Origin of the sequence: Lewinella sp. 4G2 (assembly GCF_001625015.1) — a bacterium.
Taxonomy (GTDB): domain Bacteria; phylum Bacteroidota; class Bacteroidia; order Chitinophagales; family Saprospiraceae; genus Neolewinella.
This window is the reverse complement of the sequence record NZ_LVWJ02000019.1, coordinates 320766-343391: the sequence shown is the minus strand read 5'-3', so window position 1 is coordinate 343391 and position 22626 is coordinate 320766. Positions and strand designations below refer to the sequence as shown.

Here is a 22626-nt window from a genome sequence, read left to right as displayed (position 1 = left end):
AAAGCTTTGTCCTGTAACCGTGGCTTAACGCGATTTTCCGGTGGAAGGCAAAAATCTGCAAACTCGCCAATCGTCCTTGATGCTAAGCCTGAGTTATTTGATTACGTGATTCGGTGGTCAATTAACCAATCTTTCGCGTGCTCGAACAGTACAAATTTCTTCACGCTCAACGGCTCTGAAATCACTACCACGGTTAAGGGACGGATAACGTCCAAGGCCTCAGGTATCCCATCTAAAATCTAAAATCTATCTTCTAAAATCCCCAACGCCAAGTCCCTCTGTGACCGTCTACTCACTGAAACCACCCAAGCATGAAATACCTCCTTCTACTCTTCTTCGCCTCCGTCGTTCCCTGCTGTAATTGTGATGACGATGATATCAGCGTGCCTCCCCCGAGTTGCGGGACAGAAGTGCGCATTGACCCTTCCGGTGATTGGCGCAACGGGCCGCAGGTTACTAGGTTGACCGTCAACGGGGTAGAGGGGACGTGTATCGATATCAGCTACGGGGTGAGCGGCTGCGACAGCGAAAGCGCCCGGGCTTTTCTATTTACCACGGGGGAAGTGGCCGAGAGTTTACCTACCCAAACATCGGTGGCGCTGCACCAGGATTCTACCCAGGCCATCAGTTGCCTGGCCTTTTTTGAGCGGCGGGATACGTTTGACGTGGAACTCTACGTGGGATCTGAACCGACCATTCTCACGATCGAGGGAGCGGATACTACGCTGCGGATCAATGAATAAGCGTGGGTGGCGAGCTGGCAACGACTTTGAATACCGTCAGACTGAGTCACTCAAATGGGCCGGGTAGAAACACGAACGCCAGCTTCCGCGATGCGAAAACTGGCGTTGTTTGGTGGGCAGTGAGGGGCTCGAACCCCCGACCCCCTCGGTGTAAACGAGGTGCTCTAAACCAACTGAGCTAACCGCCCTTCGTGTAAGGGACCGCAAAGATAGCACAGGGATTTAAACTTACGCAAGCGTTTCAATATTTTTTTATCCGTACCGTCCTGGCCCCCGTAGCTGCGTGTCAGTCGGTCGTCAAGTTGTGGATGGGGGAGGGGGATTGAGCTTCGTCCTAGTGGTGAGGGGTACGGTGGTCCTTACCTTGCACCTGCGGCAGCGCCCATTTTGAGACGTTAGATTTTAGACATTAGATTTTAGAGGGTGCCTGGACAAGGCTTACTCGAAGTTGCCTAGACCGGACTACTCGCGGCTGCCTTAAAAAACAATTAATGATCTGGAGATTATTTGCCTTGGTCCTATTTTGCCTGAGTGGTAGCCTTACGGGGCAGGATAGCCTGAGTTTTGGAGGCAGCTACGACCTGCCCGGGGCGGAAGTGCGGGCCGAATACAAAGCCGTCAGCCCACTCGCGCAACGGTTTACGATTGAGGAGGTCTACCGGCTGCCGGGCACCTTCTACGACCCCGCCCGGCTGGTGGCCCTACTACCCGGCGTGGTGCAGACGAACGACCAGGCCAACCACCTGAGCGTGCGGGGGAACTCTCCTAATAAAAACCTATGGCGGCTGAACGGGCTGGCCATCGTGAACCCCAACCACACGGCCAACGCTGGTACTTTCTACGATTTCCCCACCCTGAACGGTGGCGGCGTCAACGCCATCTCCGCCCAAATGCTGGACAACTCCGGTTTCTACGCGGGCGGCCTGCCGGTGGAATACGGAAACGCGACCGGCGGCACCTTCGACCTGCAACTTCGCCCCGGCAGCAAGATTAAGCACCGGCAACAAGTACAGGCCGGATTCATTGGCTTCGACCTGGCGGCGGAAGGGCCGATTGACCGGGCTGGGAGAATCAGCTACCTCGTGAACGGCCGCTACAGTTTTACCGGTCTGTTGGGGGACGCCGGGGTCGATTTTGGCGGGGAAGAGATTCGCTTCGCCGACGTCAACGCCCACCTGCACTACGGCGGAGAACGATCCTCCCTGAGTGTATTTTCGATACTGGGGCAGAGCAGCAATAAGTTCTTGGCCCCCGACCCCGAAGAGAATGACCTGGAAGAACAGAAAGAACTCTTTGATATCGACTTCAACTCCGGCCTCTTCATCGTTGGGGCGGATTACGCTTACCGCGGGAAATCTTCAGTCTTTAAGTTGGGGGTAGCGCACTCGGTGGCCACCCCAGAACGCAGGCAATCCTTGCGCGAAGGAGATTTCTTTATTGCGGAAAGTATCTACGACCAACGACATACCTCCGCCCGAGTGACGTACGACTACGCCCTGAACGATGAGCTGCGCCTCCTGGCGGGTACCGAAGTGCTTCTCCAGCAAGTTGATGGCCTGACGGTCCTAAATAGCCTGACCAGTACTTCCCAATTCGCTAATCTTCGGAACCTGGACCAAACGAGCGTCAGTCCTTACCTGGGCGTAGAATACCAAAAGGAGCGACTGGAGTTATCCGCGGGCCTGCGCCATTCTATCTACGAAGCCATCGGCGCAATTGATGTATCCTTTACCGAACCACGCCTCTCCTTCAGCTATCTCGGGGATGGTTCCCGGACGACGCTGGCGGCGGAAATCAACTCTATGCTGTACGTCACGCCGCTGCTGATTCAGCAACTGACAGCGAGTATCGTGCCCGAGGCAGCGTACCAGACCCAGCAGTTATTACTCAGCCACGCCAATAAAGTGGGGCCAGTACAAACTAAGATCACCGGCTTCTTCCAACGGACGCCGGATGAAGTAGCCGCGCGGGACGGGGAATTTCTCGTTTCGGCCAACAACCTGTTGGAACCCATTTCTACCCTCAGCTTTACGGAGTCCGCTAACACCCGTCGCTTTGGGGTGGAGCTGGAGGTCGGCGGTGGCCGCAAATCAGATGGCTGGTACTACCGCGGAAGCCTCACCCTGCTAAGTGCACAAACCCAACAGGATGAGGGTGATTGGGCGGACGACCGCTACGCCGCCGACTACATCGGCAAACTAACCCTGGGCCGTGAATGGGCCGGAATGGACAAGAAGGAACGCGACCGCACCTACGGTCTGAACCTGGCACTCATCGCCCACGGCGGCGAACGCTACGGGCGCGTGGAAGCCTCGGAAAACGAGTTTACCTATTTTGCACCAACTAACCTGAGCGAAGGCTTCATCCTTAGCACTGGCACCTACTTCCGGCCCGACCTCCGCCTGTACAAAACTAAGGTACGGGCGAAAACGACCACTACCTTGGCCCTGGACGTTCAGAACGTGGCCAGTATCCAGAACGTAGGCAACGTCTATTACGACGCCCTGCTGGAGCGGCCCAATGACCGCTTTCAACTAGGCATCATCCCCGTCCTCAGTTACCGGATCGCCTGGTAGCTTCACGTCGCCGATAAACACCCTCCGCCCCCAAACGTTACACGCTTAAATTATTGAACTATGAGAATCCTCACCCTCCTCTTTGCCATAGCTTTCTTCGCCGCCTGTGGCAACGGAGAAGTCAGTTCTGACGCCAGCCTCGAAGCCATGGAAGCCGCCCGAGTTGCCCAGGAAGCCGCCTACGAAGGAATGAACGAAGCCCACGACCGCATCATGCCACGGATGGGAGAAATCACCGCCGCCCAGCGCGCCATCAAGGAACAGCTGGAAATGGACGGCCTCGCCGAAGACAAGAAGGAACTACTGGAAGCCGCCTACGAACAGCTCGAAGACGCCAACGACGGCATGATGGAATGGATGCAGGGCATGAAGCCGCTCGAAGAACTCCGCGAAACGATGGATAACGACGCCATCATCACCTACATCCGCGAAGAATCCGCTGACATCGCGGACGTCGAGACGGCCATCAATTCTTCCGTCGCCATGGCCAAAGAATTAGTGGGAGACCACTCCGGCCACAGCCACGATGGGCACGACCACGACGGGCACGACCATTCTGGCCACAACCACTAGTCCGCGTCCAGGTCGATCTTCTTTCGGCGGAGGACGAAGTTCTTACCCAGGTAGACCTTACGCACCATCTCGTCGGCCGCCAATTCTTCGGCGGTGCCGGCTTTGAGGATGTTGCCCTCGAACATGAGGTAGGCCCGGTCCGTGATGCTCAGCGTTTCCTGCACGTTGTGGTCCGTGATGAGGATACCGATGTTCTTCGTCTTTAGTTTGGCTACGATGTACTGAATGTCCTCTACGGCAATCGGGTCGATGCCGGCAAAGGGTTCGTCCAGCAAGATGAATTTTGGGTCCGTGGCCAGCGCTCGGGCGATTTCGGTCCGGCGGCGTTCACCGCCGGAAAGGGTGTCGCCATTACCCTTGCGGACTTTTTCGAGGCGAAACTCACTGATCAGCGACTCCAGTTTATCCTTTTGCTCGGCCTTGCTGAGGTCAGTCATTTCCAGAACGGCGGCGATGTTATCTTCGACGGATAGCTTCCGGAACACGGAAGGTTCCTGGGGTAGGTAGCCAATCCCGCGCTGGGCCCGTTTGTACATGGGTAACTCGGTGATGTCGGCATCGTCCAGGTAAACCCGACCGTCGTTAGGTTGGATGAAACCCACTGTCATGTAAAAGGTGGTCGTCTTCCCCGCGCCATTTGGGCCGAGTAGTCCGACGATCTCCCCCCGGTCTACGTGTAGGCTGACGCCCTTTACGACCGTCCGGCTACCGTATTTTTTGATAAGTTGTTCCGACTTCAGGCGCATGGTTCAGGGGTTGGTTCGGTCTCTCGCAGCTGGGGAGATGAGCAAGGTTGCGGTTTTACTTACCGCTCAGCAAAGGAACGATGACTTCGAGCAGTTTTCCGTTCCGGACTACGCTTACTTTTAACGTTTCCCCAACTTTAGCCCGGCCAATGATCTCCGTCAGTTCGGGGATGTCTCTGATCTTACGGTCACCGATGCGCACGATCAGATCGTTGACCAGGATGCCCGCGGCGGCAGCGGAGCCTTCCGTAAATACTTCGTCCACGAGTACGCCTTCGGTTCGGCCGGGCCGGAGCCGTTCAATGTCGGCACCGGTCAGCGTAGAGATACCAACGCCCAGGAAGGCCCGTTGGTAGGAGCCAAATTCAATAATGTCATCCGCAACCCGCCGCACGAGATTACTGGGTATCGCGAAACTGTAGCCCGAAAAGCGCCCGTTCCGGGTTGCAATGGCCGTGTTGATGCCGAGTAGTTTTCCGTCCGCCGTTACGAGTGGTCCGCCGCTGTTGCCGGGGTTCACGGCCGCATCGGTCTGAATGAAGCTTTCGATGGCGTCGAGGTCGCGCAAAAGGCTGATGTTCCGGCTTTTGGCACTCACGATGCCGGCGGTCACGGTGCTCGCCAGGCCGAGCGGGCTACCGACGGCGAGCACCCATTCTCCCGGTTGGGCGAGGTCGCTATCCGCAATCAGGAGGGTTGGGAGTTTGCGCCCGGCTTCGATCTTCAGTACGGCCAGGTCCGATTTCGGGTCTTCTCCCACCAGGCGGGCGGGGAAGGTTTGGCGGTCCGTCATACGGACGATGATCTCGCCGGCACCTCGCACTACGTGTTGGTTCGTCACGATGTATCCATCGCTACTGTAGATCACACCGGAGCCTTCTCCGTCGGCCGGCTGCCGCTCATCTCGCTCGCTGAATAGCGATTTTACGGCGTTGCGAGATAGGTTCTCGGGCCGGGCCGTGATGTGAACCGTGCTGGGGGTCGCTCGCTTGGCGGCGGTTCGTAGATCGGGAGGGCTGGGCAGGTCCAATACTTTTTCTTCACCGTCGTAGCTAGCCAAATAAACAGGAGGGTTCGATGCTGAATAGGGCGCTGCCGCAGGTGCCGGGGTAAGTTGGGCGGGGACTGGGTTTCCACTAAGCCCGATACCGGGAAGTACGGACAACACGATCAACGCAGCCAGAATGCCCCCCAAAAGAGCGGCGGAAAGTAAGTTGAGGAAGTGGCGCATACGAGTTTGCTAACGGCAACGCGGTCGGATCGGTTGTACGGAGGGCGTAGTTACTGGTAGGAAGGTTGCCCGCGCTACCGATTATCTCGGGGGTAAGCCGTTCGCTGCATTTCAATCGTTTACCTTAGTATTGCACTTGAATTTAGACCACCCTTCGTGACCCGCCAGGAATTCATCGCCGCCCTACAACCCGAAACCCCACTGGAACTGAGTTTCCTGAAGGATGAAGGTTTTTGCAAAGGCTTACTCTGGGGGGTGCCGCGGTACGGCCACCCGGAAGGGACGATTCTCGCCCATATCATTGAGGTGAACGCCAACATCGACCGTTTGCCAGTGGACGCAAAAACGAGAGAGCGACTCCGCATCGTGAGTTGGGTCCACGACACCTTTAAGAACATTGAGCACAAGGGCAACCCGCGGGATTGGACCAAGCACCACGCCGTCTACGCCCGTCAATTCTTGGAGCGGTACGTCGATACTGAGGAGGAAAAGCACCTGCTGAACGTAGTAGAATTTCACGATGATGCCTACTACGCCTGGCGATTGCGCTTCTTGTACCGCAAGTTTAACGAGAGTGAACAACGTCTCGACCTCATCCGGGAAAAGACGGGTCCGTTACTCCAGTTCTTTTACCTGTTCTTCAAGTGTGATACCTGTACGGGGGACAAAAATCCGGCTCCCCTCATTTGGTTTGAGGAATCGATGGAAGGAATAGAGGTAGTAGAATTCGAGTAAGGAATCACACCATCATTCTTTATCGCACCAAATAAAAAACGCCCGATCCCTGGGGAGGGACCGAGCGTAGGGTATTCTGATAAAAAACCAGCTCAGGCTTCTACGAATACCGGTTCTTGTAAGCCGAAGCTGGTTTACATGTTGGCGATGATCTCATCACCGAACTCGCTACACTTGAGGAGGGTAGCGCCGTCCATCAGGCGTTCGAAATCGTAGGTAACGCGTTTCTTGGCGATAGATCCTTCGATGCCTTTAATGATGAGGTCGGCAGCTTCCGGCCAACCGAGGTAGCGGAACATCATTTCTCCGGAAAGGATGACGGAAGATGGGTTCACCTTGTCCTGGCCCGTGTACTTCGGTGCCGTACCGTGGGTAGCCTCGAAGATGGAGACTCCGGTGCTGTAGTTAATGTTGGCGCCGGGAGCGATACCGATACCACCAACCTGAGCGGCGAGGGCGTCGGAGATGTAATCACCGTTGAGGTTAAGGGTAGCGATCACACTGTACTCCTTCGGGCGGAGGATGATCTGCTGCAGCATGGCATCAGCGATAACGTCCTTGATGGTGATGGTACGGTCACCCACCTTGATGGTGTGCCAGGGGCCACCGTCGAGTTCGGTGCCGTCGAAGTCCTGCGCAGCGGTTTCGTAACCCCAGTCGCGGAAGGAGCCTTCCGTAAACTTCATGATGTTACCCTTATGGACGAGGGTCACACTATCCTTATTATTATCGATTGCGTACTGGATGGCAGCCTTCACGAGGCGGTTGGTGCCTTCCTGAGATACGGGCTTAATGCCGATGCCAACCGTGTCGGGGAAGCGGACCTTCGCGTAGCGCTCGGGGTAGTTCTCCTTCAGCCAGCTGAGGAACTGCTTGTTCTCATCGGTGCCTTCGGCGAATTCGATGCCGGCGTAAATGTCCTCCGTATTTTCCCGGAAGATGATCATGTCTACGTCTTCGGGGTGCTTGACCGGGCTGGGAACGCCTTCGAAGTACTGTACGGGGCGTACACAAGCGTAGAGATCCAGCTTCTGGCGCAAGGCCACGTTGAGGGAGCGGATACCACCACCAATGGGGGTAGTAAGGGGACCTTTGATGGAAACGAGGTGCTCTTCGATGGCATCCAGCGTTGCCTGGGGTAGCCACTCATTGGTTTGGTCCATGGCCTTCTGGCCAGCGAGGACTTCTTTCCAGACGATGGACTTTTCACCGTTGTAGGCTTTTTCCACGGCGGCTTCCAGTACCCGGCTGGCGGCTGCCCAGATATCGGGGCCAATGCCGTCTCCCTCAATGAAGGGAATAATGGGGTCGTTAGGGACGTTGAGTTTACCGCCGGAGATGGTGATTTTGGTTCCGCTCATTGGTTGGAGGGTTATTCTGGTTGATTTAGATTGGATTATCGCTAGGGGTAACCGTGCAAAACTGAATGCGTTCTGGCTGCGGACCACTAATTAAGCCCGAAGGTGGGTAAATCTTCCGATCTTTACCGTTCGGGCGTGCAAAAATAAGCATTTTTGGCGCAGCGATATTTGTGTTCTCTCAGGGCGTTTGCCTGTACCTGACTTACTCATCAGTAATACCAAGCTTTTGAAATCCCTTTGGCCCCTATTTCTACTCGTCATCCTGATCGCGTCCTGCCGGTCCCTACGCCCGGTCGTCGACCCCGGTGATGATGACCGTTACGATGATACGGAGGTGCCCGTCATCGTCGGTGACAGTGGGTCCACGACTACCGGTACTGACCCCGGAACAACGACTACTACTGATCCGGAGCCAGTCAGAGGAAGGGAGGATGACCCTTCACCTACCGGGCCGTACCTGCCGCCGGTTATCCCTCCAACGCGGTACGAGCCTTTCATTCAGCGTTCGGTAACGCCGAAACCCATCATGCCCCGGCCCCGCAACAAGTGTTCACTGGCCGTGGAGGTAAGAAATTACGATGGCCTGGACGGTTGCGGTATCCTCCTGGAAACGGATAGTGGTGCGCTATTGCGCGTCGGGATCAAGCCCCGGGGGGAACCGCTGGAAGCCGGAACGCGGATCAGCATTGGTTTTGAATACATGAGATCCTTCGAAAGCAGCCCCTGCCAGAACGTAGATGCCGTCATCAGAATTACGTGTATGCGTCTCTTGCGGGTGAGCAGCGGACTACCCCGGCCGGTCGTTTGTGAAGCGTACGACCGCCCAGCGCAGTGGTTGCTGGACGCCGCCAAAAGTGTCGGTGCCACCTACATTACCCGCTTTCCCTGGAAGGAAGGCCGGTACGTTTACCTGATCGAATCTGCCGAAGGGCAGTACCTCTACGACTGCCGTGGGTACCTGATTTGCCGGCCCCGTAAGAATTGCCTTAGTTTTATCGAGAGCTTTTCTGATGGGCTGATAATTTACGAGAACTAGCAAACACCCATACCGTGGCGAAAGATCCGACTGACATAAGCCCCAGCGAGGGAGCGGCACGCGAAGAGTCGGTCGTCATTCGTGTGAACGAAGATTCGGGCGCTGAATCAACTCACAGAGAGTTGGGGAAGCAAAGCCAGGAATCCGCCAACGGTGATATTAACATTAGTACTGATAACGTATCGATCGATAGCCAGCAGACGGATATCAAGTCGATTATTCGTAAGCCAGTCTCCCTGAAGATTACGAGGGTGGCTGCATGGCTGATTACCATCAGTTTGATGTTTGTCCTGATCGTTGTGGGCAAATCTTACCTCGTGCCTATTTTTCTGGCGCTGGTAGTTTGGTACCTCGTGATTGCGCTTAGTGAGCAGTTTGAGCGGCTACCACTGTTAGGACGTAAAATTCCGGAGGCACTGGCGCAAGGGATGTCCTTACTATTCATAGGCCTGGCGCTTTACTTTATTGGGGACTCCATCGTAGCCACCGTACAGGGATTTGTCGACGACAGCGGGAAGTACTTACCGCGTGTAGACGCCCAAATTGCACGCGTTTACGCGATGGTACGTCCGAGCGCCACACCTCCCACCATTGAAGAGTTGCGGTTGAATGAATTCTTGTGGGAGTACAGTTCTGAGGTATTAGCGAGCCTAACCAATTTCGCAAAGACGCTACTACTTGTCCTGCTCTACGTACTTTTCTTTCTCCTTGAGCAAGGGATGTTTGGCCGCAAGATGGCAGCCCTTGGCTTAGACCTGACAGAAGCTAACCGACTATCCATCACGCTAAGGCAAGTGAACTCCGCCATGCGAACCTACTTGGGGGTGAAAACCTTGACCAGCCTCATCACGGCGGTATTGAGCTACATCGTATTCGTTGCCGTGGGGGTAGACTTTGCCTTGTTCTGGGCTTTCCTGATCTTCATTTTCAACTACATCCCTACGGTGGGATCGGTCGTGGCCACCTTTTTGCCGGGGACCTTGGCGCTCATCCAGTTTGATACCTTGACGCCTTTTTTGGTCATTGTGATTGGCGTTTCCGCTATTCAGGTGGCCGTAGGAAATATCTTAGAGCCCCGTTTGATGGGCAATACCCTTAACATCAGCCCCTTAGTGGTCGTCCTTTCCCTGATCTTGTGGTCCATGCTGTGGGGAATAGTAGGCATGTTGCTGAGTGTGCCGATCACCGTGGCGACGATCATCGTCTGCGCTCAATTCCCCACCACGCGGAATGTCGCCATTCTGCTAAGCCGGAACGGACGGGTTGAGATTGGGAAGCGACCGGCTTGATCCAGTGAAATTTGTTTGCCTTAAAGCAGTGCCTCAATCACAAGTGCCTGGAGGGGCAATGTGAGATGATTGTTCTGCCAATCGCGCTAAAAAGCAAAATCCCGGAGTCGATAGAACATCGAGACTCCGGGACACGCGGAAAACACACTGTCAAAATTCTTGGAGATGGGTGGTATAAGGTTGTTTTTCTTGAGAGCGTAAGACTAGTGTGTATAAACTGTGAATGCAAATGTATGCCCTAAAGAATTGTTATAAAAGGAAACAATCCAAAATGAGCGCAAAATGTTAACAACTGACGGTTTAACTAGCTTACTTGGGTAAGGGCCAGCCGTAACTTTGCCAGTCTTCAAGATAATCAACGTCAGAAAGCGTTTCTTGTTCTACGTAGGTTAGTTGTTGTTGAGTGGCCTTAGTTAGTGTCTCTCGTAACACCGTGTTGGTGCTCCAACTAATATCACTAAACAGGTCGGCGTCCTCTTTTCTGGTGCCCAGCAGGGTATAACCGCCGTCCAACGCTGGACCTACTACAACATCATGTAAGGTTAACGCAGCAAAAGCTTGCTCTAGGTACGCCGTCGTGATGCCCGGACAATCACTTCCAATGACTATTATGGCATCGTGGCCGGCGGCGAACACTTCACTGAAGGCTGCCTGCATTCTACTACCTAAGTCATCCCCCTGCTGCAATCGTTTGCTGAAATCCACTTCCGGCCAATCATCGTTATCAGGAATAAAGCTGGAATAGTAAACGTAGCGGGTTACGGCATCCCCCAGGCCGGCCGCCTGGTCACGCGTCCAGCGGGTGAGGATGCCGTACATTTTAAGGGCCATGTCGTCACCAACACTGGCTGCCAGGCGCGTTTTCGTTTTTCCCGGTATCGGGTTCTTTACGAATAAAATGAGGGCGGGGGAAGTAGGGTAGGGCTTGATGGATCAGTCTTTAGATGAGTGGCTCACTGCTCGCCAAAGTACAACGGCCAGAACGTAAGGTTTACAGGACGACGGGAGGAGAGGAGAAACCGAGGAAGAAGGGATACAATAAAAAGTACCACACAAGAAGACCGATAGCCAGGGCGAGGAGATTAACTAGATCATTCGTCATCCAGGCGTAGCCACGCGCCAGGGTCGATCCCGTAAGCTGGCTATCCAGCAGCAAGTCGCGTTGACTATCGTAATAGGTGGACTGGAGCGAAGCGCCCAGCAAGCTATCAATCAACATCCCGAGGAAGCCAGCACAAGTGATCATGAGTACTTGGCTTCCAGTCAGCCTGGGATCGATCAGGCTTAGTAAGGCAATGAGGAAGGAACCCGCTAAACCAGCCACGCTTCCGGATACACTTACCCCACCACTGAGGCCAGGCGGTACTTTCTTCCCGCGAAGCAAGTCGTAGGTCGGTTGGCTGAAGTACTGGCCAACTTCGCTGCTCCAGGTATCCGCCGTGGCGATGGCGGCTAGAACGTAGAGGGCGTAATAGTACGCATCATCCGGAGTTGTCGGGACCATTAAAATGATATCACCAAGTTCTTTATCAGCGCGTAGTACGTGTAAGTAGGACAGTATTGCCACAATTGCGTACAGCCCGCCATTCGCCAAAACTTGAATTGCGTTTCGTGCCTTTCCGTGGTTATCATCTGCTGCTACCTGCTGGGAGGGGAGGAATTTTCCAATCAGCGTGCTCGAGCCGAAAAATACAAGGAGGGGAAGGAGGTAAAAGGAACCGATACTGAACGTCACGCTCAGTGCAATGGCCACTGCCGCCAGGGCACCACCAAGCGTCAGGCTCCCTCGGCGAACGGCCCACCAGCAGAAGAATGGACAGCAAAGGAGTACTAAGATCGTGTCGGTGGTAAGGAGGATGTAACTCAGGACTGTTTGGACTTGGCGATGATCTTCTGCTCGTTGTTGCTCTCGTAGATGCAATAAGCATCGTACTTGGCCCGGTCGGTCTCGGCCCAGATGTCCTTTCCTATGTCGCAGACTTTGATCATCTCGTCGTAAAGTAGGTTGCCGATGTCGATACGAGATTCGACGGCGATGTCCCGATCCGCGACCTTATCCTGCTGGATGTTCATCGCTTGTTCAAACCGTTTGCAGGCGTTAGCGAGCTTTTCGAGGTGGCCCTCGTTGAGGCCGGTCTCCTCCAGGAAGGGCCACTGGGCGCGGGCGACACGAATTACGCGGCGGCCACAGAAGAGGAGTTGGGCGTCCGTCATGTCACCAATTTTAGCGGTGCCGAATTTGCGGTAGCGTCCCGTTCGGTTGCTGAACTTCATTCGCACGCGGGTCATCACGGAGCGGACGGCGTGGCGGACCTGGTCGGCGGCCTCGTACTTTTTGTCGGTAACGATCATCTGGTCACCCAGTAATTCATCGTCGTCGGGGCCTTCGATGAATTTGGCGCAGCGGTCGTGGAAGCCCTTCAGCCGGCGGCCATCGTAGTTGTATTCCTTGAAGTGGGCGAGGTCCCGCTTAGCCAGCCGGATGGCGTCCATACACATCTGATAGAGGTCAGCGTCGGGGAAATTATACTTGCGGTTTACTTTTTGCTTTTTCATCTTGGGATCAGCGTACATAAAGGAATACCACGTAAAAGTAGGTCGTGATTCGAGTAAAAACAAATTGTTGAATTGGGCGGGCGGTGCGTAATCCCGCCGACCGAAGATGAATTCACACTAATTGAAACATCAGTATCGCAACAAAATTTTGCGGTACAACTTACCCAGGTATTACCTTGACTGTCAAGTATTTCCACACACACCCTATTGCACTATGAAGAACCTTGCCCTATTCCTTTTTCTTAGTCTTTGCCTCGCATCCTGCGACAGCGCCCAGGTCCAACCGGACAACCTACTTTCCATCCCCGCCGAACCCATGGGCGAAGGCGAGGAAAACCACGAATACCGCGAGGCTTGGCTGGAGGCGATCCACCGCGCCGCGCCCGGTACGGACTGGGAAAAGCTGGAAGCCGAAAACGCCATGGCCCGCCACCGCAAGCGTAAAAACGGCCCACGGAAGAAAAGCGTGGAAACATTCGCCGACGGTCTCCTGAGTGGCGAGTGGTTTGAGCGCGGCAGCAACACGATTGCCGGAAGCATCCACGACGTGATTCAGGACCCGGAAAACCCGGACCGGCTTTTCATCATGTCCGCCGGCGGTGCGATTTGGGAGATGGACTACCCGAAACAAGAGTATAGCCTCGTCAACCACGATATCTACTTCAGCCGGGAATACCTAGGGCTGGTGCCGACGACAACCGGGCGTAACCTGATCGCGTACGCAGACAACCGGCCGATGTACTCGGAGGACGATGGCCTTACCTGGGAATTTGCGACCGTTTCTTTAAACGGGCAAACGTTGCGGCCCGAGCAAATCACTCGCTTCTTCTCCCCGCAAGTAGTGGGAAATATGGCTTACGCATCTATGCAGGTGGATCGCTTACGGTACCTCCTTTTTCAATCACCTGATGGAGGGCGGACCTACACGAGTATGAATACCCCGGCGGAAGCGACACCAGATTACGTGCAGACCATCACCCACCTGTACAGCCCCGTGGGAATTAATCGGCTATTCTACGCCACCCGGAGAACAAGCCCCAACTTAACGTTTAGCATCGGGCTTTATGAATTGGACCAGAACTCACCGAACGGTGACTTTACCGAATTAGCGAATATCCCCGTGGATGCGGACCTACGCTCGCGCATCACCGCAACCAACGAGCCGGGAACGGTGGATAGCCTGCGCTTTTACCTGCAGTCCGGACAGGAACTACACCGCAGTGACGACGACGGTGGAACGTGGAGCCGCCTGCCGGATCTTGAGAAAGTGCCCTGGCGTTACCAGTCCATCTACGTACGGCCTTCCGACCCGGATTTCGTAGCCTGGGGCGCAGTAGAACTATGGGTGAGCCGCGATGGTGGACAGACCTTTTACTTCCCCAACGAGTGGTTCCAGAACCGCGAAGACCCGGTCAAGTACCTCCACGCTGACATCATGCGCCTCCTCGAGGTGGAAGATGAAACGGGTGAAAAGCAGATGCTGGTAAGTAACCACGGCGGTTTGAATCAGCTCAACCCCACCGATAGCCTGTGGTACAGCATTGCCCAGCGGGGCCTGAATGTAGCCCAGTATTACGACGTGCGAACCAACCCTCGGAACCCCGACGAGATCTTCGCGGGCTCGCAGGACCAGGGTTTCCAGGTACTGAACGACCTGGAGAATGGAGCTGAAAGCATCACGGGCGGCTACAAGTGGTTCGGGGGTGACTTTGGACACATTGATTTTGCCAACGAAGGGGAAGCCATGTTTACCGTTTATCCTCGGGGAGTAGTTTATGGGTTTTACGATTGGGACGATGCCGGAAAGTACTACAATGGTTTTGATCGCTACGAGCTCAACAGCCCGGATGAATTTATCTGGATCAACCCGCTGATGTCCGCACCACGAACGGACGGGCAACTCGTTGCTTACCTGGCTGGTGGTAGTGCTAATTCCGAGCGCCCCGGATCGTTTCTGGTGGAACTGAAACTGAATCGTGCCATCGGCGAGATCGAAGCCACGGACCTTCCCTTTGACTTTATCGACGCGGCAGCTGGGAAGCTCTCCGCCATGACCTACTCACCGCTCAATCCGGACCGCTTCTACGTGGCAACGGAAGAAGGGAACTTCTTTGCTTCCGACGACCGCGGGCAGACCTGGGACCGAACGCTCAACTTCATCCCCGAAGGATGGTACCTCTACGGGCAGGCCATCCACGCTTCCAAGACGGAGGCCGAAACGGTGTGGTTAGGTGGTTCTGGCTACAGCAATCCACCGGTCTGGCGATCGAAGGATGGAGGTGACAATTTCGAACCCATCAGCGAAGGCTTGCCGCCCACGGTGGTGCACGGTCTAGCTTCGAACGAAGATGAGACCATGCTTTTTGCGGCAACGGAATCCGGCCCGTTTGTTTACCTGGAAAGTGAAGAGCGGTGGTTTGACCTTACGGGGCAGTTCGCCCCCACGATGCGTTACTACTCGGTGGAGTTCGTCCCGGAGAAGGGCATCGCCCGTTTCGGTACCTACGGCCGTGGCGCTTGGGACTTCCGGGTGGACGAGTTGGTCTCTTTATTCGGTCCTGACACTGCACCCGCGGCAGCGCCCATTGCTATTTACCCGAACCCCGCGCGCGGGCAGGTTACCCTTGAGGGGGAAGCAGACGGATACCGTTTGTACGACATTGCTGGCAGGGAGATTGTCCGGACGAAAGCACGGGGCATGAAAACCGAACTGTCGCTGCAGGATGTAAAGGCTGGTCTGTATTTTGTGCAGCCCCTGGACGAAAACGGTCAACCCTCCGGTCTTGGCCAACGCCTGATCGTGGAGTAAATACCGAAGAGAAGCACACCTAAATGGTTGGTAAAAACGTTAGGGCTAACAGAACTTTACTGAGTATGTCTTTACGCAAACTATCCTTTATTCTCCTGTTACTCGTTAGCTCCGTGACCGCACGGGCATCTACGATTTTGATCCCGATGGACGAATCGCAGACGGACCATTTGAAAGCTTACGGTATCGCCTACTGGGTGCTTTCCAATGAGATCGAGGCCTGGTGGTTACTGAACTACCGGGGCGGCAGTTTTGCCTTCCAACACAGCCGGGCCTTCGAGCGGGAGTGCCTGACGCGGGGCGTGAAGTACGAGGTGATTCCGGACGGGAAGTTCAACGCCATCATCGCTGAGATCGCCAACCCGGAGAAGAACATGGACGCGATGAAACTGGAGAAGGCGCCGAAGATCGCCGTCTACACGCCCGAGTTCAACTTCCGGGAAGGCACCGAAGTGCAACCATGGGACGACGCGGTAACGCTCGTGCTGACCTACGCCGAAATCCCCTACGAAACGGTTTACGATACCGAAGTGCTGGAGGATAACCTGGCCGAGTACGACTGGCTGCACCTCCACCACGAGGACTTTACGGGGCAGCACGGCCGCTTCTACAAGGCTTACCACACCGCTGGTTGGTACCGCCGGCAGGTGGCCTACCAGGAGAAACTCGCCAAAGAAAATGGTTTCGATAAAGTCAGCCAGAGCAAGTTGGCCGTCGTGAAGAAAGTCCGTGAGTTCGTCGGTGGCGGCGGCTTCATGTTTGCCATGTGTTCGGCGACGGATAGCTACGACATCGCCCTGGCCGCTGAGGGTCTCGACATCTGTGCCGAGATGTACGACGGCGACCCGATCGACCCGACGGCACAATCCAAGTTGGATTTCTCGAAGACCTTTGCTTTCCAGGATTTTAAGCTGCGACGTAATCCGCTGGAATACGAGTTCAGCGATATCGACCACAACCCGCGCAAGGTGAGTAAGGACCAGGATTACTTCACGCTGTTCGACTTCAGCGCTAAGTGGGACCCGGTACCGACGATGCTCACCCAGAATCACTTCCGCACGGTTAAAGGGTTCATGGGCCAGACGACGGCCTTCCAGAAGCGGACGATCAAATCGGATATCTTGATCCTGGGAGAGAATAAACCCGCCAAGGAAGTACGCTACCTGCACGGTAATTTTGGGGAGGGCTTCTTCAGCTTTTACGCCGGTCACGACCCGGCGGATTACCAGCACTTCGTAAATGACCCGGAGACGGACCTCAGCCTGCACCCCAATAGCCCCGGGTATCGGCTAATTTTGAATAATATCCTATTCCCTGCGGCGAAGAAGCAGAAGCGGAAGACTAAGTAAGCTTCCTTACTCCAGTTTAATGGTGCTCTTTCCGGCCACTTTTTATCTTGCGGTATGGAGACGGAAACAATGACGAATTACCTCGATACGGCGGTCACCATGGCAATGGAGTACGCCCCCAAGGTACTGGCCGCCATCGTGATCATGTTGGTCGGCATACGGATCATCAATAAATTGGTAACTATTGCCGTGAAAGCCATGTCGGCGCGGGGCATCGGTCAGGATTTGACGCCTTTCCTTGGTTCCGTCGTGGGGATTTTACTGAAGATCCTCTTACTCTTCACGGTTGCGGGAGTCCTGGGTATCGACGTAGCCTCCTTTGTAGCGGTGCTGGCGGCTGCTAGTTTTGCGATCGGTCTTGCTCTGCAGGGAAGCCTGTCCAATTTTGCGGCGGGCATCATTATCATATTATTTCGGCCCTACCGAATTGGAGACTGGGTGCAGATTCCCGACAGCTATTTTGGCCGGGTGGAAGAGATCCAGATATTTAATACCATCCTGAGGACGCCCGGTGAGAAAACACTGATTGTGCCCAATGCCAATGTCATCGGAGGCGTAGTGACGAACTTTAGTACACAGGGTTACATCCGGTTGGAATTGTCTATCCTGATGGCTTACGAAGAATCATTTCCACGGCTGAAATCAATTATTCTGGAGTGCTTGCAGGATTTAGATATCATCCTGAACGATCCCATCCCGCAGGTGGGGATTGAATCTTATGATACCCATAATATCATCGTTGCCATTCGGCCATTTGTGAAGCCGAACGATTTCTGGGATGCGACCTTCGCCGTGAATGAGCGGGTAAAGGCAGCCATGTCCGCTAACGGCATCAAAATGGCTTACAGCGAAGGAGTGGAGCTTGGGGGGATTGGAGAGTAATTACTAATTACGCACTTCCATAGCCCGGTTTTGGGTCTAGCCAAGTAGGTGAGGTCTACTAAGGTTGGCTGGTTTCTTAGAAGTTGTAATTGATCCCCGTCCGAATTTCAAATGGGCGGTCACCAATCAATTCCGCCTGAGAGAGACGGAATAGAATCAGAACTTCAAAACCCGTCGCGCCAATGCCACCGCCCTGTTGGAGTCCTGCACCAAGGAAGGGTGTGAAGCGAGTACTCTTCACTACTTCATTGGTATTCTGGTCAATCCCCGTTGCTTCGCTGGTGACGCTGTATTCTGCGTGCACGAAGATGCCGCGGTAGACAAGAGCACGAGCAAAGGGACCTGCACTCCACTCAATGAAACTGTACTTTTCATCCGGCGCGCTGTTGAAGCTGGCAAAACGGATCCGATTGTAAGTGATGCCAGCGCGAGGGCCAACGCTTAACCAATTATTGAGTTTGTACCCGACGATCGGGGTAAGCCCCAACACGAAGTTGCTCTGAACGGTATTGGAATTGAAGCCCAGGATTGCCCCCGTACCGTACCACAGTTTACCACTACGATCTCCACTGTAGTCGCTAGTGGTGGAGTTGTTATAGTAGTCAAGATCGTCCTGTGCTTCTTCCTCCGAAGTTTGGGCGAAGGCGGTGGTGGAACAACTGAATATCAGGAGAAGAAGAAAGAGAAGGGACTTATTCATAACCTTTGCTTGGAGTTTGGTAAAGTAAAACTGGGCGCCTCGAAGCAGCCGTCGCCTTGCGTAGCGGAGGACGCCAGCAACGAAGCACACGTTGGCTCGGGGGCTAAAATTAACGTCCTTTTAGCTTGCCAACGTAACGACGGATGCCGGGCTGGTGTTTTCTCGCGCAAATGGCATCTGATGGTGCAACCCTTACCTTTCAACCGTGAAAGACAGCCAGCAGACGGGCCAGCTAGGGGAGGCGATCGCGGAGGGGTACCTGCACCAACGCGGCTTCACCATCGTGGAAAGCAGCTATCGCTACCGGCGGGCGGAGATCGACCTGATCGCTTTAAAGGATGAAACCTATTACTTCATCGAGGTAAAAACCCGGCGGGGATTGGGCCACGGGCACCCAACAGTTGCCTTTACCGATGCCAAGAAAAAGCTTCTCGCTAAGGCTGCTGCTCACTTCATGTACACCGCCAACCACGAGGGCGCCTTTCGCTTCGACGTAATCTCCATCGTCCTGCACCCAAACGGGCAGTACGATCTGGAGCACTTGGAAGATGCCTTTTTTCCGGGCCTTCACTGAACGAAGGTTGGGCTTTGGGCCACCTAGATTACTCCCCGAGCCTTCAGTTCCAAGTACTTATTAATGACGTCGCCAGTCAGGTTTTCCGGGCGGGTGAGGATCACTTTAACTCCGTTCTGCCGTAGCCGGGCAGCCATGAGTTGCTTTTGCTGAATGAAGTGGCGGGCGGTGGACTGTTGGTACAGCTCCTCAACGGTTTCTACGCGCCCCTCCAGTTTGTCGGCGACCTCCGTATTTTCAAACATGATCACGACCAACTGGTGGGCCTTGGTGATCTTTCGCAAGCCCGGTAACACCCGATCCAGTGCGTAATTGCTCTCAAAATTGGTGAATAAGATCAGGAGACTCCGTCCTCCCAGCAAACGCCGGCTGGCATAGTAAAGCAGGTCGTAATTGGATTCTTTCTGCCTTTCCTGCTGCCGGTACAGTACGTCGAGCAGCCGCCGGATGTGGTCTGGTTTGCTGTCGGCGGGGAGGACGTTCCCGATCTTGTCGGAGAAGGTGAGGAGGCCAGCCCGGTCCTGACGATTAATGATAACATTACTGAGGGCCAGCGTGGCGTTGATGGAGTAATCCATTAAACTCAGCCCGTCAAAGGGCATCAGCATGGTCCGGCCTTTATCGATTACGCAGAATACCCGCTGGGCGCGTTCGTCTTCGTACTGATTGACCATCAGTTTTTGGTGGCGGCCGGTGGCCTTCCAGTTGATGCTGCGGAAGTCATCACCCAGCACGTAGTCCTTGATCTGGTCAAATTCGTAGCTCTTGGCCAGGCGGCGCATCCTCCGCATGCCGGGGGCGGGGATTGTCGTTTTCGCCTTCAGAGCAAACTGCCGCATTTGCAGAATACTGGGGTAGACGGGGACGACTTCCTCAGCGGGTACCTCCACGCGTCGTTCGCCCAAACCCAGATTGCTCGTCAGGAAGATATTGATGTTGCCAAAGGCGTATTCACCCCGCGACATGGGGCGGACGGGGTAGGTCAGTTCTTTCTCCTGGTCCGGATCGAGGGTAAAGGCAATTCGATGATCGCGGATTTGTAGTTGGGCGGGGAGTTCATCCACCAGCGTGGCGGCGACGGGGGCGGCCCCATCGTTGCGCACCTTTACGCGGATGGCCATCTCATCGCTCAGGGAAAGGACCTTGGGTGTCCGTCGGGTAGCGGAGATACCGCTGGCCGCCCGGTAGAGTAAGTAGACATCGTATAGCGTGGCAATCACCAATGCGACAAGGCCCAGCACGGCCAGGTAGAAAACCCAGTTTGCGGAAAAACCAATTACGGATAGCAAGATCACTCCGGCTACCGCGTAGAAGAAGCGGTTGCCCAGGTAGAAATAGCGCAGGTGGTCGTAAAAGGAATTGAGGTGCTCACGCATTGAGGGTAAAGATATACGCTTGGCGCAATTTGCACGTGCCGTGTCCGAGCCCGACCGCAGGAATTATCCCGCCAGCCAGTCCACGCCCTTTTTCAGGTTGGCCAACGTGAAGGCTTCCCGGCTTTCGGGGGTGGGTTGGTAATCGTAGGTCCAACCGGCGAGTGGGGGAAGGCTCATCAGGATGGATTCGGTGCGGCCATTGGTGGTGAGGCCGAATTTGGTGCCCCGGTCCCAGACCAAATTGAATTCCACGTAGCGGCCGCGGCGGAGTTCCTGCCAGCGAAGTTCGTCCTCGGTGACGGGCTTATCCTGGTTCAGACCCAGAAGGTGGAGGTAGGTAGGGACGAAGGTTTCCCCGACGGCCGCAGTGAAATCGAACAGTTCGCGTTTCGATTTGCCTTCGGTGACTGGCTCGAGGCGGTCGAAGAAAATACCGCCCACGCCGCGGGTCTCCTGGCGGTGGGGGATGTAGAAGTAATCGTCCGCCCAGGTCTTGAAACGGTCGTAGTAGGCGCCGTCAAAACGGTCGCAGGTGTCCTTGAGCTGCTGGTGGAAGTAGGCGGCTTGCTCGGGTACGACGTAGTGGGGCGTCAGATCAATCCCACCACCGAACCAGAAGCGGCCACCGTCCAGCTCAAAGTAGCGGACGTTCATATGGATGATCGGCACGTGGGGGTTACGGGGATGGAGCACGATGCTCACGCCCGTGGCGTAAAAGTTGGTTTCCTCCGTCCCAATTTTCAGGCTCTGCGCCGCGGCGGGGGGGAGGTTACCGTGGACGGCGCTCCAGTTCACGCCTCCCTTCTGGATGTGGTGACCATTCAGGACGCGGGCCCGGCCGCCGCCACCGCCGGGGCGTTCCCAGCTGTCCTCCACAAAATCGTTACCATCGGCGGCGCTGAGGGCGGTACAGATGTTGTCCTGGAGGGTACGGAAGTAGTCGGTTATTTCCTGTTTGTTGGGGGCCATGGTCCTTACTTGGGTTGGTCCGCAAGGTAGGGCGTCGTCCTTCGTTACTGGGTGGGTCCGTTGTCAAATTGCGGTCCTCATTTTTCCAATTTCTTGGCACCTGCGGCAGCGCCCTAAATAATCTGTTTGAGAGCGTCTTTATTATTCCTCATTCATAGCGGCAATCGCGGCGGCTACCTGCTTTTTGGAATTACCGATAAAAATCTGGTCGCCGATGATGGTGACGGGGCGTTTCAGGAAGGTGTATTCTTCGAGAATCAGGCGTTTGTAGTCTTCCTCGGCCAGTACTTTATCGGCGAGGCCCAGGCTGCGGTACTTCATGGCGCGGCGGCTGAAGAGGACTTCGTAGCTACCCGCAAGGTCGCGCATGTGGTCCAGTTCGGCTTCGGTGACCGGGCGGTCCTTGATGTTGATCACTTCCATGTCGGGGCGCTCGCCGTATTCGCCGAGAATGCGCTGACAGGTGGTGCAGGTATTTAATTGGAATACTTTGGCCATATCAAATTAATTAGTCAGTTATATCTATTTTATTCTCCCCAACGGAAGGTGTCTAGTTCAAATCCGGCTAGGTCGAGGACGCGGTCGACGACGGTCAGGCCTAATTCATTCGGCGTAGCGGCGCTGCCGTAGAAGCTAGGGATGGCGGGGCAAATTATCCCGCCACTTTCGGTGATGGCCACCATGTTGCGGAGGTGTATCAAACTAAGGGGCGTCTCCCGGGGAACAATAATGAGGCGGCGGCGCTCCTTCATCACGACGTCCGCTGCCCGCGTGATGAGGTCCGCGCTGACGCCGGTAGCGATGCGGGCCAGCAAACCCATGGAACAGGGGCAGACGATCATCGTGCCGTACTTCGCCGAACCGGAGGCGAAGGGGGCCATGAAATCCATCTTCTGGTAAAAGGTAAAGTCGGGGTAAAGCGCCTCGGAAAACTCCCCCAACTCCAGCTCCCAGTTGTAACGCCCATTATCCGTCATGACGACGCCGACGGCCTCCCACTGGTCGGATAGTCCGGCCAGTCGGTCCAGCAATAATTTGGCGTAGAGGCTACCGGAACTTCCGCCGATGGCGACGACGATCTTGTGTTTTTTCATGGGATGCGGTTTGGGGCCGTGGTAAAC

General features: G+C 55.2%; 21 protein-coding genes and 1 tRNA gene. 10 read left to right on the top strand and 12 right to left on the bottom strand.

Annotated features, from left to right (window positions below):
- The first annotated feature begins 311 nt into the window (after positions 1–311).
- Positions 312–743: a hypothetical protein gene (locus A3850_RS18445; protein ID WP_068220705.1), complete on the top strand. Its 432-nt coding sequence runs from the start codon at positions 312–314 to the stop codon at positions 741–743.
- 110 nt (positions 744–853) lie between these two features.
- Here A3850_RS18445 and A3850_RS18440 read toward each other — a convergent pair.
- Positions 854–931: transfer RNA gene (locus tag A3850_RS18440), tRNA-Val, on the bottom strand.
- Positions 932–1234: 303 nt separating this feature from the next.
- On the opposite strand from A3850_RS18440, the gene A3850_RS18435 reads away from it, so the two are divergent.
- Both A3850_RS18435 and A3850_RS18430 read left to right on the top strand, forming a co-directional pair.
- Positions 1235–3319 carry a TonB-dependent siderophore receptor gene (locus A3850_RS18435; protein ID WP_068220702.1) on the top strand — a complete coding sequence of 695 codons (2085 nt, stop codon included), beginning with the start codon at positions 1235–1237 and terminating at the stop codon, positions 3317–3319.
- Positions 3320–3379: 60 nt separating this feature from the next.
- A complete protein-coding gene (locus A3850_RS18430; protein ID WP_068220699.1) occupies positions 3380–3892 on the top strand; it encodes a hypothetical protein in 513 nt (170 codons plus the stop codon).
- Here the strand turns inward: A3850_RS18430 and lptB are convergent.
- Entirely contained in the window at positions 3889–4638 is a 750-nt protein-coding gene (lptB, locus tag A3850_RS18425; protein ID WP_068220697.1) for an LPS export ABC transporter ATP-binding protein, read from the bottom strand. The genes A3850_RS18430 and lptB overlap by 4 nt on opposite strands.
- Positions 4639–4693: 55 nt before the next feature.
- Positions 4694–5869: a S1C family serine protease gene (locus A3850_RS18420; RefSeq protein ID WP_068220694.1), complete on the bottom strand. Its 1176-nt coding sequence runs from the start codon at positions 5867–5869 to the stop codon at positions 4694–4696.
- A gap of 156 nt (positions 5870–6025) precedes the next feature.
- On the opposite strand from A3850_RS18420, the gene A3850_RS18415 reads away from it, so the two are divergent.
- Positions 6026–6604, top strand: a complete 579-nt coding sequence (locus A3850_RS18415) for a hypothetical protein (protein WP_068220691.1) — start codon at positions 6026–6028, stop codon at positions 6602–6604.
- Positions 6605–6738: 134 nt separating this feature from the next.
- Here the strand turns inward: A3850_RS18415 and icd are convergent, their stop codons facing one another.
- Positions 6739–7965 carry an NADP-dependent isocitrate dehydrogenase gene (gene icd / locus A3850_RS18410; protein WP_068220686.1) on the bottom strand — a complete coding sequence of 409 codons (1227 nt, stop codon included), beginning with the start codon at positions 7963–7965 and terminating at the stop codon, positions 6739–6741.
- A gap of 226 nt (positions 7966–8191) precedes the next feature.
- On the opposite strand from icd, the gene A3850_RS18405 reads away from it, so the two are divergent.
- Both A3850_RS18405 and A3850_RS18400 read left to right on the top strand, forming a co-directional pair.
- Entirely contained in the window at positions 8192–9001 is an 810-nt protein-coding gene (locus tag A3850_RS18405) for a hypothetical protein (RefSeq protein WP_157501433.1), read from the top strand.
- 14 nt (positions 9002–9015) lie between these two features.
- Positions 9016–10290: an AI-2E family transporter gene (locus tag A3850_RS18400; RefSeq protein ID WP_082921958.1), complete on the top strand. Its 1275-nt coding sequence runs from the start codon at positions 9016–9018 to the stop codon at positions 10288–10290.
- Between the two features lie 309 nt (positions 10291–10599).
- On the opposite strand, the gene A3850_RS18395 is transcribed toward A3850_RS18400, so the two are convergent.
- The 3 genes from A3850_RS18395 to A3850_RS18385 form a co-directional block, all read right to left on the bottom strand.
- On the bottom strand, positions 10600–11190 hold the full coding sequence (locus tag A3850_RS18395; protein WP_255360120.1) for a TIGR04282 family arsenosugar biosynthesis glycosyltransferase: 591 nt from the start codon (positions 11188–11190) through the stop codon (positions 10600–10602).
- Positions 11191–11281: 91 nt separating this feature from the next.
- Positions 11282–12211, bottom strand: a complete 930-nt coding sequence (locus A3850_RS18390) for a DUF92 domain-containing protein (RefSeq protein ID WP_076639981.1) — start codon at positions 12209–12211, stop codon at positions 11282–11284.
- Complete coding sequence (locus A3850_RS18385; RefSeq protein WP_068221154.1) at positions 12154–12846, bottom strand: hypothetical protein; 693 nt, start codon at positions 12844–12846, stop codon at positions 12154–12156. The genes A3850_RS18390 and A3850_RS18385 overlap by 58 nt, the downstream gene beginning before the upstream one ends.
- 214 nt (positions 12847–13060) lie before the next feature.
- On the opposite strand from A3850_RS18385, the gene A3850_RS18380 reads away from it, so the two are divergent.
- The 3 genes from A3850_RS18380 (at position 13061) to A3850_RS18370 (ending at position 17886) form a co-directional block, all read left to right on the top strand.
- Positions 13061–15655: a T9SS type A sorting domain-containing protein gene (locus tag A3850_RS18380; protein WP_068220676.1), complete on the top strand. Its 2595-nt coding sequence runs from the start codon at positions 13061–13063 to the stop codon at positions 15653–15655.
- A gap of 65 nt (positions 15656–15720) precedes the next feature.
- Positions 15721–17004 (top strand): asparagine synthetase B, encoded by a 1284-nt coding sequence (locus A3850_RS18375; protein WP_068220672.1) that lies wholly within the window; start codon positions 15721–15723, stop codon positions 17002–17004.
- A gap of 54 nt (positions 17005–17058) precedes the next feature.
- The gene (locus tag A3850_RS18370; RefSeq protein ID WP_068220668.1) at positions 17059–17886 is read left to right on the top strand and encodes a mechanosensitive ion channel family protein; all 828 of its coding nucleotides are present in this window, start codon (positions 17059–17061) and stop codon (positions 17884–17886) included.
- A 76-nt stretch (positions 17887–17962) separates the two neighbouring features.
- Here A3850_RS18370 and A3850_RS18365 read toward each other — a convergent pair whose 3' ends face one another.
- Complete coding sequence (locus A3850_RS18365) at positions 17963–18586, bottom strand: hypothetical protein (RefSeq protein ID WP_068220665.1); 624 nt, start codon at positions 18584–18586, stop codon at positions 17963–17965.
- Between the two features lie 205 nt (positions 18587–18791).
- Between A3850_RS18365 and A3850_RS18360 the strand changes: the two genes are divergently transcribed.
- Complete coding sequence (locus tag A3850_RS18360) at positions 18792–19160, top strand: YraN family protein (RefSeq protein WP_068220662.1); 369 nt, start codon at positions 18792–18794, stop codon at positions 19158–19160.
- A 23-nt stretch (positions 19161–19183) separates the two neighbouring features.
- Here A3850_RS18360 and A3850_RS18355 read toward each other — a convergent pair whose 3' ends face one another.
- The 4 genes from A3850_RS18355 to A3850_RS18340 form a co-directional block, all read right to left on the bottom strand.
- Positions 19184–20536: a DUF58 domain-containing protein gene (locus A3850_RS18355; RefSeq protein ID WP_068220659.1), complete on the bottom strand. Its 1353-nt coding sequence runs from the start codon at positions 20534–20536 to the stop codon at positions 19184–19186.
- Between the two features lie 63 nt (positions 20537–20599).
- Positions 20600–21505, bottom strand: a complete 906-nt coding sequence (gene hemF / locus A3850_RS18350) for an oxygen-dependent coproporphyrinogen oxidase (RefSeq protein ID WP_068220656.1) — start codon at positions 21503–21505, stop codon at positions 20600–20602.
- Between the two features lie 141 nt (positions 21506–21646).
- Positions 21647–22003 (bottom strand): arsenate reductase family protein, encoded by a 357-nt coding sequence (locus A3850_RS18345; protein WP_068220651.1) that lies wholly within the window; start codon positions 22001–22003, stop codon positions 21647–21649.
- Between the two features lie 29 nt (positions 22004–22032).
- Positions 22033–22599 (bottom strand): UbiX family flavin prenyltransferase, encoded by a 567-nt coding sequence (locus tag A3850_RS18340; RefSeq protein WP_068220648.1) that lies wholly within the window; start codon positions 22597–22599, stop codon positions 22033–22035.
- Positions 22600–22626: the final 27 nt, after the last annotated feature.